Here is a 13,283-nt window from a genome sequence, read left to right on the forward strand (position 1 = left end):
TGGCCACATGAAATCCGAAAGTCCCGCCGTGACGCTCGCCGACCGGCGGCCCCTGCCGGACACGGTCCTCGGCGAACGGCGGATGCCCCGGCACCCCGGCTGCGTCTCCTCCGTGCGGCGGTTCGTCCGCGACGTCGCCAAGGATCACGAAGCGGCGGAGGCCGCCGTCGAGATCGCGCAACTGCTCGTCTCGGAGCTGGCCACCAACGCGCTCACCCACGCCCACTCGGCGGAACCCGTCCGGGTCGTGGTGGTCAGGGAGGGGCGGCTGCTGACCGTGGAGGTCCGCGACTCGTGCGCCACCCTTCCCCGGATGGGCCAGTCCGATCCGCTGGCCTGCCGGGGGCGGGGGCTGGCCATCGTCCACAGCCTGTCCCACGACTGGGGCTGGAACCCCGTGCCGCCCGGCAAGGCGGTCTGGTTCCAGGTCGTCGCCTGGGGGTCCTAGCGGCACACGTCGAACGGCTCGACCCCCGGCAGGTACGTCCGCCATTCCGCCGCCGTGAGCACGCGGCCGGCGCGGGCGCACACCGTCGCGGCCACATGCCGCCGGTCGAGGTCGTGCGTACGGAAGGCGCCGTCGTCGTCCAGGGTGTGCAGCTTGGTCCCGTCGGCCGAGAAGCCGAGCCAGACGTTGTCGCCCGTCGACTCGGCCATGGCGTCGAACACGACCCCGACGTACCGCCGCGAGGCCACGTCCCACAGACGGATCCGCGGGCCCTTCTCGTACGTCGCGATCAGCCGCCCGTCCGGCGACCAGACCGGCAGCTCGAGCTGCTCCGCGCCCGGCACGCTGGGGAAGGCGCCCAGCATGGTCCGCAGGTCCCGGTCCCACAACGTGATCCGGTCAGGATGCGAGAAGGCCACCTGGCGGCCGTCCGGGCTGTAGGCGAAGGCGCCGGCGACCCGCCGGGCCTCGGCGCCCACCGGCACCACGGTCCCGCCCACCGGATCGTAGAGCCGCAGATCAGGGCCTCCCATGAGCAGCCGCGAACCGTCCGGCGCGAAGCTCATGGGCCCGGCGCCCGTCACCTTCGTGGTCCGCGCCCGCGAGCTCGTGAGGTCGTGCAGCTCCAGCGGCAGCTGCCCCTCGAACCTGGACGGCAGCACGGCCACGGTACGGCCGCCGGGGTCGAAGGCGAGCGCGTCGGCCTTCTCCGCCCCCTTCCCGGCCAGCTCGAACGCCTGCGTCTCCCGCCCGCTCGCGACGTCGAGCACGCGGACGCGGGCGCCGTCGCCGTAGGCCAGGCGCGTGCCGTCCGCGCTGAAGGCCATCGCCGAGCCGTCGCCCTTCCAGGCGATCGGGCCGGCCAGGCGGCGGCGGGTCGCCGGGTCGAGCAGGTCGAGCCGGTCGTCCCGCTTGGCGGCCAGGACCCGGCCGTCCGGGCTCATCCGCAGGTCGGGCAGGTCGTCGCCGAGCCGCGGATCGAACAGCGTGGAGACGTCGACGGTGGAGACGCCGCCCGCCGCGTTCAGCAGGCGTACGGCCTTGCCCGCCAGGTCGAAGCGGACCTGCGTGACGCCGTCCGGCACCGGGAGCAGCAGAGCGGTCACCAGGCTGTCGCGCGGCCGCAGGACGAGCAGGTCCGCCGGACGCCACGTGGCCATGTACCGGCCGTCGAAGACCAGGTCCGCGGCCTGGCCGTTCGCGCCTTCGAACTCGTAGTCGGCGGTGCCGGAGGGCAGCTCGTACAGGTGGCCCCTGGGTTTGTCGTGGCGGGCCACGTCCTCGACGACCACGAGGGCCTGGCCGTCGTCGCTGAACCTGGCCTCGACGGAGGTGCCGGTGCCGGGCAGCGCCGGCAGGTCCAGTCGCCGGCGGCGGCCCAGGTCCCACACCTGCGACCGGTCCTCGCCGTCGGCGACGAAGCCGTAGCGGCCGTCGGGGCTGACGCCGTTGAGTATCGCGCCGCCGGGGGCGGTCAGGGGCCTGCGGGTCGCGACGTCCCACCACTGCTCGCCGTCGGAGCCGTACGGCACCGCGAGCCGGCGGCCGGTGCGGTCGAACTCCAGCGCCCCGAACCCGCTCGCCCTGCTCGCGAACCGGCCGCCGAGGCGGCCGCCGGTGACGGTGTCCCACAGCCGCACGCCCTTGTCGTCCTGGACGGCCAGCAGGCGGCCGTCGAGGCTCACGGCGACGCTCCGCACGCCCGCGCCGAGGCCGGTCAGCTCGTGCAGCTTCCGGCCGGTCGGGACGTCCCAGAGGCGGGCGGTGCCGTCCGTCACGGAGGCCAGGACGTGGCCGTCCGTGCTGAGTGCCTGCACGCTGCCCGTTTCCACGTACGGCGCCACGAACATGCCGGTGACGTGCTGGGAGCCTGCGTCGTACAGCGCGCCCGCCGTCTCGACCAGCGCCGGGGCCAGCCGCCAGGCCGCCACGGAGAGCAGGCCGGCCAGCGCGGGCTCCAGCTCGCGCAGCCCGGCGGCGCGCAGCGCCAGTTCCCTGGCCAGCGCCTCGTCCCGTTGCCGGGCCGACTCCCTGCGCAGATACTCCGCCGCGCCGAGCCCGCCCAGCGCCGCCACCAGCAGCACCGCCAGCACGGCGGCGAGCAGGCCGCGCCGCCGGGTGCGCCTGCGGGCCTGCCCGGCGGCGGCGTCCAGGAAGTCGCGCTCGCGTGCGGCCAGGGTGAGGTCCTTGCGTTCGGTGGCGGCCCACTGCAGCGTGCGGTCCAGGTGGGTGCCCTGGAGCAGGTCGGCGGGCTTGCGGCCGTGGCCGTCCCATTCAGCGGCGGCCTCGGCCAGGCGGCGGTGCACGGGCAGCCCCTCGCGGTTGCCCGCCAGCCAGTCGCGCAGCCGGGGCCACGCCTGCACCAGGCCGGGGGCGACCAGCTCGTACGCGCCACCGCTCGATGCCAGGACGCCCGCCGAGACGAACACGGCGAGCATCGAGTCGACCGCCTCGGCCTCGGGCAGCTCCTCGCGCTCCACGGGACGCAGGCCGTCGCCGTCGAGCAGCCGCAGGAAGACCTCGGGCACGGCCGTCCGCTCGTCCTCGCTCAGCTCGCCGTAGAGCTCTTCGGCGATCGCCCCCAGATCGGGCCCGGCCTGCCCCCTCAGCTCCCCCGCCACCATCCCGCCACGGGCCAGGGGGTCGCCGGCGTCCCGGCGGGCGTCCTCGCCCAGCAGGCGGAGCAGCAGGTCCCCGGCGGCCGGACGGGCGGCGGGATCGCGGGCGGTGGCGGCCGACACCAGCGGGGCCAGCTCCGCCGGCAGCCCGGTGACGTCCGCCTCGAACTCCAGCACCCGGCCCACGACCGCCATCGGCTCGCCGGCCTCGACCGCGTCCCGTCCCCGCGCCGCGAACAGCACCACCATCCCCCACGCCCACACGTCGGCCGCCTCGGTGGCGGCGCGCCCGGCGAGCACCTCGGGCGCCATGTAGCCCGGCGTGCCCATGATCGGCCCGGTCGTGGTCGGCCCGACCTCCCTGGCCACGCCGAAGTCGATCACGCGGGGGCCGTCCGGGCCCAGGATGATGTTGTCCGGCTTGAGGTCGCGGTGGACGATCCCGGCCCGGTGGATGGCCGTCAGCGCGGTGGCGACGCCGATCGCCAGGCGGCGCAGCGCGTCCCCCTCGTACGCCCCTGCCCCCGCGACCACCTCCCGCAGGCTCGGGCCGGGGACGTACTCGCTGACGATGTACCGCGGCGCGGCGTCCACCTGCGCCTCGATCACCCTGGCCGTGCAGAACGAGGCCACCCGCTGGGCCGCCGCCGCCTCCTTGGCCAGCCTGGACCGCGACTCCGCGCTGTCGGACCTCGGCACCTTGACCGCGACGCGCTCCCCGGCCTCGCCGTACGCCTCGTAGACCACGCCCTGGCCACCGGCGCCCAGCCGTGCGGCCAGCCAGTAACGGCCCAGGCGGTGCGGGTCGGACGAAATCAGGGGAGCCATCAGATGTGCCATTCTGATCGACATCTCCTCGGAAAAGGAAGGTCGCGTGGAATTCCGCATCATGGGGCCGCTCGACGTCCGCGACGGCGGCCGGGATCGCACCCCCACGACCCCGAAGCACCGGGACCTGCTGGCGATGTTCCTGCTGAACGCGGGCCGCCCGCTGACCGTGGAGCGGCTGCGCCGGCTGCTGTGGCCACGCGAGGGCGGCGACCGCTCCGACTCCCTCGTCCGCGGGTACGTGGGCCAGCTCCGCCAGCTCCTGGGCAAGGACGTGATCACGACCGTGTCCGGCTCGTACGTGCTGGCGCTCGGCGCGCACCAGCTCGACGTCGACCGGTTCCGGCTGCTGATCGAGCGCGGCTCGTACGAGGAGGCGCTGTCGCTGTGGCGCGGCCCCGCCCTGGAGGACCTCGACCCCGACGGCGAGCGGTGGGAGGAGACCCGGCGCCTGCGCGAGGAGCTGGAGGAGCTGCGCCTGCTCGCCCTGGAACGCCGCGTCCAGGCCGACCTCGACGCCGGCCGCCACCGCGAGCTGCTGGCCGAGCTGAAGCGGCTGACCCAGCAGCACCCGTTGTGGCAGCGCTTCCGCGGCCAGTACATGCTGGCCCTCTACCGCAGCGGCCGCCGGGTCGACGCGCTGGCCGCGTACGCGGTGCTGCGCGACCAGCTCGACGGCGGCCACGCGATCGAGCCCGACCCCGAGCTGCAACTGCTCTACCACCGCATGCTCCACGACGACGTGTCGCTGCACGTCTCGGCGGGCCCCCCGGTGCTGCTGCCGCCGGACATCGCGAACTTCACCGGCCGCGCCGACCTGCTCGACCAGGTGGTCGGGGGCCACGTCGTCGTGCACGGCCAGGCCGGCGCGGGCAAGTCGGCCCTGGCCGTGCACGCCGCCTGGCGGGCCCGCGAGTCCTTCCCCGACGGCATCCTGTACGCCGACCTGCGCGAGACCACGGCCCCCTCGGCCGTCCTGGAGGACTTCCTGCGCTGGCTCGGCTGCCCGGCCCAGGCCATCCCGGCCGGGCTGGAGCAGCGTGAACGCCTGTTCCGCACCTACACGGCCAACCGCCGCCTGCTGGTCCTGCTGGACAACGCCGCCGGCGAGGCCCAGGTGCGCCCGCTGCTGACGTCCTGCCCGACGGTCGTGACCAGCCGCTCGTCGCTGGGCGGCCTGACCGGCGCCACCCGGCTGTCGGTCGGCGTGCTCGACCAGCAGGACGCCCTGGCCCTGCTCGTGGCCGGCTCCGGACGGCCCGCGGACGAGGCGCTGCACCGGCTGGCCCGCTTCTGCGGCGGCCTGCCGATCGCGCTGCGCATCGCCGCGTCCAGGCTGGCGGCCCGCCCGAACTGGACGGTGGACTACCTGGTGGGCCTCCTCGAGGACGAGCACAAGCGGCTCGACCGGCTGCACGCGGGCGACCAGACGGTCCGCAGCGTGTTCGCCATCGGCTATGAGGGGCTGCCCGAGCCGGCCAGGCGGACGTTACGCGGCCTCGGCGCCCTGTCGGCCCCCGACTTCGCCGACTGGCTCACCGACCGGCTCGGCGGCGGCGCCGAGGCCCTGGTGGACGCCGGTCTGCTGGAGACGCACGGCGTGGACGCGGCCGGCCAGATCCGCTACCGCATGCACGACCTGACCCGGCTGTTCGCGCGCGAACAGCCGCTGCCGGGCGTGCTGGCCGAGGTGTCGGAGCTCGTTCTGGCCCGGGTGCGGGCCTCGCGCTTCTCGCTGGTGTCGGGCGACCCCGGCACGGCCGTGGCGACCAGGGACATCAGGGAGTCGGTCGAGTGGCTGGACGCCGAGCGTCCGTTCCTGGTGAGCCTGGTGGCCGACCTGCACGCCGCCGGGCTCGACGAGCCGTGCTGGCGGCTGGCGCACCTGCTGGGGCCGTACCTGGAGCGGCACCGGTTCCTCGACGACTGGCGGGCGGTCTCGCAGCGGGCCCTGGAGTCCGCGCGGCGGGCCGGCGACGACCGGGGTGAGGCGCTCGTCCTGCTCGGCCAGGGCGACCTGCACCTGGCCGAGCGCGAGTGGGACCTGGCCCACGAGAAGCTGCGGCTGGCGCTCGGCATGTTCCTGCGGCAGGGCCGCACCCGCGACGTCAACCACGCCCGGCGCCGCCTGGGCCGGGTGCACCTGGAGCGGGACCGGCTGGAGGAGGCCGAGCGGGCGCTGCTGGCCTGCCTGGAGGCGGCCGACCACCAGCGGGACGCCGCCGACGCCGAGCGCGTGCTCGGCGCGGTGCTGCGCCGCGCGGGCCGGCTGGAGGAGGCCGCCGTCCACCTCCTGGCGGCCGTCGATCACCTGACGGAGCTGGGCGACCGCCACCGGCAGGCCGACGCCCTGCTCGACCTGTCGGCCGTACGGCTGGCGCAGGGCGCCAAACCCGACGCGAGGGCGGCCGCCGAACGCGCCAGGGGCATCGCCGTACGGCTGGGCGACCGCCTGCTGGACGCGTACGCGCTGCTGGCCCTGGCCGGGGTCAACCGGGCCGAGGGGGCCGCCGGACGCGCCAGGGAGCTGGCCACGGCCGCCCTGGAGGTCTTCGACGAGACCGGCGACCGCCGGGCCGCCGCCAACGCCCGCGCCTTCCTCTCCACCCCCTGACCCGCCCGCCACCCGCCGCCCGTACCCTGCCGGCCATCACGCGGGCCCCGGCGCCCCTTCTCCCTCAACCCCCCGCCCGTCGCGGCGGGTGGCCGGCTTGGTGACGAGTCCGTCGCGTCGGGTGGTGGGCGCCGGGGGCCCGGCCTACAGTGATCGTGTGGCCGATGACCTCAAGCCCGCCCGGACGACGTCCGCCCGCCGCGGCGCCGCGCTGGCCGTCGCCGTCGCGGCCGCCCTCCTGGTGCTCACCGCGATCATGCCCTGGGCCGGCATCGAGGCCCGCAGCGACCTGATCGGCGCCGGCGTCTCCGACGACGTGCGCGGCGTCGACGTCAGCACGGGCCTCTACACGCTGCTCGCCGGGCTGGCCGCGCTGGCGCTCGGCGTCACGGGCCTGCTGGGCGCCCGGCCGCGCGTGGCGGCGCTGGCGGTGCTGCCGGGCGCGGCGGCCACGCTGCTGCTGGTGATGTTCGTCGCCGACCCGCAGCGCATCGGCGACCGGCTCTCCATCGACCTGGGCGGGCTGCTGTCGGTCGAGCCGGTCATCAGGTACGGCTGGTTCGCCGCGCTGGCCTGCTCGGTCGCGATCGTCGTGCTGTCCGTGCTGGCCCTGGTGCGCCGCGCGCGCTGACCGCCCGGACCTGCTGGATCACCGGCGGGGCGAGCGGCGGGGTGATCGGCGGGGTTAGTCGAAGAAGCCGAGGCGGCGCAGCTGCTTGGGGTCGCGCTGCCAGTCCTTGGCCACGCTGATCCGCAGGTCGAGGTAGACCCGCGTGCCGAGCAGCGCCTCGATCTGCTTGCGGGCCTTGGTGCCCACGTCGCGCAGCCGCTCGCCCTTGTGCCCGATGACGATGGCCTTCTGGGAGGGCCGCTCGACGAACATGTGGGCGTAGATGTCGAGCAGGTCGTCGCGCCCCTCGCGGGGCAGCATCTCGTCGACGACCACGGCGATCGAGTGCGGCAGCTCGTCGCGCACGCCCTCCAGGGCCGCCTCCCTGATCAGCTCGCCCACCATCACCTGCTCGGGCTCGTCGGTGAGCTGGCCGCCCTCGTACAGCGGCGGCGACTCGGGCAGGTGCTCGATCAGCACGTCGCCCAGCACGTCGAGCTGCTCGCCCGACTGCGCCGACACCGGCACGACCGCCGCGAACTCGGCCACCTGCGACACCGCGAGCAGCTGCTGGGCGACCTGCTCGCGGCTGGCCAGGTCGCACTTGGTCACCACGGCGACCACGGGCGTCTTCTTCACCGCCGCGAGCTTGTCGGCGATGAAGCGGTCGCCCTTGCCGATCGGCTCGTTGGCCGGCACGCAGAAGCCGATCACGTCGACCTCGGTGAGCGTGGACAGCACCAGGCTGTCCAGCCGCTCGCCGAGGAGGGTGCGCGGCCGGTGCAGGCCCGGCGTGTCCACGATGACGATCTGGGCGTCGGGGCGGTGCACGATGCCCCTGATGACCCGCCTGGTCGTCTGCGGCTTGGACGAGGTGATCGCCACCTTGGCGCCGACCAGGGCGTTCATCAATGTGGACTTGCCGACGTTCGGCCTTCCCACGAAGCAGGCGAATCCGGCGCGATGATTGTCTGGCGAAGTCACATTGTGCATTGTCGCTTATCAGCCGCCGTGTTCACGCCACCAGGCGAACGCGTCGGGCAGCGCCAGGGGTGTCCAGGCCGGCGTCGTCAGGCCGCCGGCCTCGTGCTCGGTCACCCACCGGTAGTCGTTGATCTCCTCGCCGTCGGGGGTCGGCGTGCCGGAGGCGAGGGTGCAGGCGTACATGGCGATGACGTACGCCACCTCGTGGCCGTTGGGGTAGACCGTGCGGTACTCGGGGCCGCCGTAGACGCCGACCAGCCCGCGCACCTCGACCTCGATGGCCAGCTCTTCGCGCAGCTCCCTGACCACCGCGTCCTGCGGCCGCTCGCCGGGGTCGACGCCGCCGCCGGGCGTGGCCCACAGGCCGTCGTCGCCGTGCCGGGCCATCAGCACCCGCCCGGCCCGGTCGAAGACGCACCCGTTGACCGACGGCAGCATGAGCAGGTCATTGCCGATCTTGGCGCGCAACCGGGCCAGGAACGGCGACATGGCCACGTCAGGACCTCAGCGTGCCGTCGGGACCGGCCACGAGCAGGGATTTGACGCCCAGCTCGGCCGCGACCGCCTCGTCGGCGGGGGCCGGCTCGCCCGCCGTCACCAGCGCGACCGCCTCCAGCGAACGCGCGCCGCCGGAGACCGCCATGGCCACCGCGACCTGCACGGCCGACAGCGTCAGCGACGACAACGCGACGCCGGTCGCCGAGTACGTGCGGCCGGTCTCGTCGCGCACGGCGGCGCCCTCGGCGGCCTCGTTGCGTGCCCTGACCGCCCGCGCCAGGGTGATGAGCTTGCTGTCTTCAGGATCGAGAGTCACGGGAACCAGGTTAGGCCGTGGACATCGTCAGCAGAGCGGCGACCAGCTTCCTCGTCCGGTCCCGGTCGACGTCGCTCATGCCCGCGTGCACGACCGACACCAGCGTGTCACCGTCCCGCGACAGCACGACGTCGAGGGCGTACGGGTAGCCGTTCAGCCGTCCGCGCAACCGCGCCGCGGCGGCCTCGTCCCCGGAGCGGGCGGCGTCGCCGACGTCGAGCCTGCGGGCCCGCAGGGCGGTGCCGTTCGCCGTCCGGATCTCCCGGCACGACTCCAGGGCCTCGCTCAGGTCGTCGAAACGCGCCTCGGCCTCCTCGCCGGCGTACCGGGCCAGGCCGACGGCCGCCCGCTCCCCCAGGCCGTCCCCCTGGTAGCTGACCGCCGCCTGGCCGGTGAGCCCCTCCGGGGGCGCGTGCCCGGCCGCCACGTCGAGCGCGGCCCGGCACGCCTGGTCCACCCGGCCGAACGGCACCCGCCAGGCCTGCTCAGGCCGTTGCGCGAAGCCGTCCGGCAGGCTCGGCCGCCTGTTGAGCACCTCACGGAGCTGGGCCATGGCCTGGGCGTCGACGACGGCCGCCATCTTCCCGTCCGCCCCGCCGCCGCCCGCGCAGCCCGCCAGGGTCGCGGCCAGCAGCCCGTACACGATGATCCGCGCTTTCATGATTCCCCCTGGACCGCAGCCTCCCCCGGCGACGAATGCGGCAATCTCCGCAGAGTTTCCACCAAACGCAAAAAGGGTGCCCTCGCCTGGTTTCCAGACGAGAACACCCTTTACGCCGATCGACGTCCTGGCCGGCTAGCTGGCCGGAACGCCATCGTCCCCCCAGGAGCGCCCTCCGGCCGCGAACCCCACCCGGCGTTCGGACGCTTCCTCGTGACACCCACCGCACCGGGTGTCAGGGATGAGACTGCCGGAGCCCGCTTGCAGACGACTTGTAGAACGCTTGCGACATCTCCCCGCAAAGTGGTCAGTCACGTTCGGCGGCGGCCTGGACGTCGTCCTCCTCCGACGGCGCGACCCGGCGGACGACGACCGTGCTGATGCGGTTGCGCCGCCCCGCCAGGCTCTCGGCCGTCAGCTCCAGCCCCGCCACCTCCGCCTGCGACCCGGCGATCGGCACCCGGCCGAGCGCGTGGGCCAGCAGGCCGCCGACGGTCTCGACGTCGTCGACCTCGATCTCGGTGTCGAACAGCTCGCCCAGCTCGTCGACGGGCATGCGGGCGGTCACCCGCAGCGCGCCCTCGGACATGGTCTCCACCCGCGGGGCCTCCTGGTCGTACTCGTCGGTGATCTCGCCGACGATCTCCTCCAGGACGTCTTCGATGGTGACCAGGCCGGCGGTGCCGCCGTACTCGTCGATGACGATCGCGATGTGGATCTGCCGGGCCTGCATCTCGCGCATGAGCTGGTCGATGGGCTTGCTCTCGGGCACGTACGCGGCCCGCCGCATGATCGACTCGACCGTCTCCTTGCCGCCGCCCTCGCCCGACTCGTGGATCTTGCGGGCGATGTCCTTGAGGTAGGCGATGCCGATGACGTCGTCCTCGTTCTCGCCCACGACCGGGATGCGGGAGAAGCCGCTGCGCAGCGCGAGCGACAGCGCCTGGCTGATCGTCTTGCCGCGCTCGATGTAGACCATGTCGGTGCGGGGCACCATGACCTCGCGGACCAGCGTGTCGCCCAGCTCGAAGACCGAGTGGATCATCTCGCGCTCGTCCGGCTCGATCACCCGGCGCTCCTCGGCCAGGTCGACCAGGTCGCGCAGCTCGGCCTCGGAGGTGAACGGGCCGTCGCGGAAGCCCTTGCCGGGGGTCAGGGCGTTGCCGAGCAGGATGAGCAGCTTGGGCAGCGGGCCGAAGATGCGGGTCAGGCCGTAGACGATCGGCGCCCCGGCCAGCGCGACCGGCTCGGCGTGCTGGCGCCCCAGCGTCCGCGGCATGACCCCGACGACGACGTAGCTGACCACGATCATGACGGCCGCGGCGGCCACGTAGGCCCAGCCCTGGTCGTGCATGAGGTCGATGAACAGCAGCGTGGCGATGACCGTCGCCACCAGCTCGCAGCTCAGGCGCAGCAGCAGGAGCAGGTTGAGGTAGCGGGGCGGGTCGGTGACGATGGCCTGGAGCCGATCGGCCCCGCGCCGGCCCTCGCGCGCGAACTCCTCCGCGCGCACCCTGGAGATGCGCGTCAGTGCCGTTTCCGCACTGGCGATCAGGCCACCGATGATCACAAGGGCGATGGCCCACAGCAACCAGGCGTTCACCGCGAGTCGCGCACCTCCTGCCAGGACTCGAGCATCTGGGCCTGCAGCCCGAACATCTCCTTGTGCTCCTCGGGCTCGGCGTGGTCGTAGCCGAGCAGGTGCAGGATGCCGTGGGTGCACAGCAGCTCCAGCTCGGCCTGGGCGCTGTGCCCGGCCTCCTTGGCCTGCCTGGCCGCGACCTGCGGGCAGAGCACCACGTCGCCGAGCAGCGCCGGGTCGGCCGGGCTCTCGCCGTCGCCGCGCGCGCCGCCGCCGGGACGCAGCTCGTCCATCGGGAAGGCCAGCACGTCGGTCGGGCCGGGCTCGCCCATCCACTTCTCGTGCAGCTCGGACATGGCGTCTTCGTCGACCACCACGATGGACAGCTCGGCGAGCGGGTTGATGCCCATCTCGCCGAGCACGTGGGTGGCCAGCGCGACGAGGTTCTCCTCGTCGACGCCGACGCCGGACTCGTTGTTGATCTCGATGCTCACGGGCGTCGTTTCCCCCGGTGGATGGCCTTCGGTTCCTGGGCGGCCTGGGTGGCGTCGTAGCGCCCGTAGGCGTCGACGATGTCGCTCACCAGCTTGTGGCGCACCACGTCGGCGCTGGACAGGCGGGCGAAGTGGATGTCGGGGATGCCCTCCAGGATGTCCTGGACGACCCGCAGCCCGCTCACCGTGCCCGAGGGCAGGTCGACCTGGGTCACGTCGCCGGTCACCACGATCTTGGAGTTGAACCCCAGCCGGGTCAGGAACATCTTCATCTGCTCGGCCGAGGAGTTCTGGGCCTCGTCGAGGATGATGAAGGCGTCGTTGAGGGTACGGCCGCGCATGTACGCCAGCGGCGCGACCTCGATCGTGCCCGCGGCCATCAGCTTCGGGATCGAGTCGGGGTCGACCATGTCGTGCAGCGCGTCGTAGAGCGGCCGCAGGTAGGGGTCGATCTTCTCGTAGAGGGTGCCGGGCAGGAAGCCGAGCCGCTCGCCCGCCTCGACCGCCGGCCTGGTCAGGATGATGCGGTTGACCCGCTTCTCCTGCAGCGCGCGCACGGCCTTGGCCATCGCCAGGTACGTCTTGCCGGTGCCCGCGGGCCCGATGCCGAACACGATCGTGTGCTGGTCGATCGCGTCGACGTACCGCTTCTGGTTGACGGTCTTCGGCCTGATCGTGCGGCCGCGGGAGGACAGGATGTCGAGCGAGAGCACCTCGGCCGGACGGTCGGAGGTCATGCGCAGCATGGCGATGCTCCGCTCGACCGCGTCGGGCGTGAGCTCGCCCCCGCTGCGCAGCACCTCGACCAGCTCCTCGAACAGGCGCACGACCGCGCCGCTCTCGTCGGGGCTGCCGGTGACGGTGATCTCGTTGCCCCGCACGTGGATGTCGGCCCTGAAGGCGCCCTCGATGACGCGAAGCAGCTCGTCACGGGAACCGAGGAGGCTGACCATCGGGTATTCGTCCGGAATCAGCACCTTGGCTTGAGTGCGCGAGGGAGGTGCCGTGCGTCGGGATTCATGTAGTTCGGACATGGGCAGGCCAGCGGCCTGATGCCTCCCGGTCTGTTCGGTGTTCTTCTCCGCCCATCGTATCCGGCACCAGGCTGGTTGCTCGCGTCAATATCAGCCGGGCGGCCACGTGAGGTCACGCCCTCCGAGAACATGGGCGTGCACGTGGAAGACGGTCTGGCCGGCGCCGGGGCCGGTGTTGAAGACGACCCGGTAGCCCCCCTCGGCCACGCCGTCCTGGACGGCCACGGCGTGCGCGGCCTTGAGCACGTCGTCGGCGAGCCCGTCGTCGGCGGCGGCCATGGACGCCGCGTCGGGGTGGTGCGCGCGCGGGATGACCAGCACGTGCGTCGGGGCCTGCGGATTGATGTCGCGGAACGCCAGCGCCCTGGCGTTCTCGTAGACGACGTCGGCCGGAATTTCCTTGGCCACGATTTTGCAGAAGAGGCAGTCGCTCACGGCAGTACCCTATCGAGAGCGACCGTTCGGCAGTCCGTTGCGAATCGGTAATCCGTGGTGTCGTGCGCCCGAAGATCCGCGCGGTTAGGGTGAGTATGCGACACTTCAGAGCAAAAAAGATGATTCAGGGTCGGGCGAGCGCCACCTGGCGAGGAACACGA

General features: G+C 73.4%; 12 protein-coding genes. 3 read left to right on the forward strand and 9 right to left on the reverse strand.

Annotation, left to right across the window (positions count from 1 at the left end):
- The first annotated feature begins 7 nt into the window (after positions 1–7).
- Positions 8–448, forward strand: a complete 441-nt coding sequence (locus ACFYYW_RS14960) for an ATP-binding protein (protein ID WP_387648802.1) — start codon at positions 8–10, stop codon at positions 446–448.
- On the opposite strand, the gene ACFYYW_RS14965 is transcribed toward ACFYYW_RS14960, so the two are convergent.
- A complete protein-coding gene (locus tag ACFYYW_RS14965; RefSeq protein WP_387648805.1) occupies positions 445–3,894 on the reverse strand; it encodes a WD40 repeat domain-containing serine/threonine protein kinase in 3,450 nt (1,149 codons plus the stop codon). The two genes, ACFYYW_RS14960 and ACFYYW_RS14965, sit on opposite strands and share 4 nt — an antisense overlap.
- 46 nt (positions 3,895–3,940) lie before the next feature.
- Here ACFYYW_RS14965 and ACFYYW_RS14970 point away from each other — a divergent pair, with 46 nt between their 5' ends.
- Both ACFYYW_RS14970 and ACFYYW_RS14975 read left to right on the forward strand, forming a co-directional pair.
- Positions 3,941–6,508 (forward strand): BTAD domain-containing putative transcriptional regulator, encoded by a 2,568-nt coding sequence (locus ACFYYW_RS14970; protein ID WP_387648808.1) that lies wholly within the window; start codon positions 3,941–3,943, stop codon positions 6,506–6,508.
- 157 nt (positions 6,509–6,665) lie between these two features.
- Positions 6,666–7,139 (forward strand): hypothetical protein, encoded by a 474-nt coding sequence (locus ACFYYW_RS14975; protein ID WP_387648811.1) that lies wholly within the window; start codon positions 6,666–6,668, stop codon positions 7,137–7,139.
- Positions 7,140–7,193: 54 nt separating this feature from the next.
- Here ACFYYW_RS14975 and era read toward each other — a convergent pair whose 3' ends face one another.
- The 8 genes from era to ACFYYW_RS15015 form a co-directional block, all read right to left on the reverse strand.
- Entirely contained in the window at positions 7,194–8,102 is a 909-nt protein-coding gene (gene era / locus ACFYYW_RS14980) for a GTPase Era (RefSeq protein WP_387648813.1), read from the reverse strand.
- Between the two features lie 18 nt (positions 8,103–8,120).
- Positions 8,121–8,591: an NUDIX domain-containing protein gene (locus ACFYYW_RS14985; protein WP_387648907.1), complete on the reverse strand. Its 471-nt coding sequence runs from the start codon at positions 8,589–8,591 to the stop codon at positions 8,121–8,123.
- A gap of 7 nt (positions 8,592–8,598) precedes the next feature.
- Positions 8,599–8,916 (reverse strand): cytidine deaminase, encoded by a 318-nt coding sequence (locus tag ACFYYW_RS14990; RefSeq protein WP_387648816.1) that lies wholly within the window; start codon positions 8,914–8,916, stop codon positions 8,599–8,601.
- Positions 8,917–8,926: 10 nt separating this feature from the next.
- A complete protein-coding gene (locus ACFYYW_RS14995; protein WP_387648819.1) occupies positions 8,927–9,577 on the reverse strand; it encodes a hypothetical protein in 651 nt (216 codons plus the stop codon).
- A 307-nt stretch (positions 9,578–9,884) separates the two neighbouring features.
- Complete coding sequence (locus ACFYYW_RS15000; RefSeq protein WP_352329050.1) at positions 9,885–11,180, reverse strand: hemolysin family protein; 1,296 nt, start codon at positions 11,178–11,180, stop codon at positions 9,885–9,887.
- The gene (ybeY, locus tag ACFYYW_RS15005; protein WP_352329052.1) at positions 11,177–11,653 is read right to left on the reverse strand and encodes an rRNA maturation RNase YbeY; all 477 of its coding nucleotides are present in this window, start codon (positions 11,651–11,653) and stop codon (positions 11,177–11,179) included. Before ybeY ends, ACFYYW_RS15000 begins: the two co-directional genes overlap by 4 nt.
- Entirely contained in the window at positions 11,650–12,687 is a 1,038-nt protein-coding gene (locus ACFYYW_RS15010; protein ID WP_352352470.1) for a PhoH family protein, read from the reverse strand. The genes ybeY and ACFYYW_RS15010 overlap by 4 nt, the downstream gene beginning before the upstream one ends.
- A gap of 90 nt (positions 12,688–12,777) precedes the next feature.
- A complete protein-coding gene (locus tag ACFYYW_RS15015) occupies positions 12,778–13,122 on the reverse strand; it encodes a histidine triad nucleotide-binding protein (protein ID WP_352324084.1) in 345 nt (114 codons plus the stop codon).
- Between the last annotated feature and the right edge of the window lie 161 nt (positions 13,123–13,283).

Source organism: Nonomuraea sp. NPDC001831 (genome assembly GCF_042892035.1).
Classification (GTDB): Bacteria; Actinomycetota; Actinomycetes; order Streptosporangiales; family Streptosporangiaceae; genus Nonomuraea.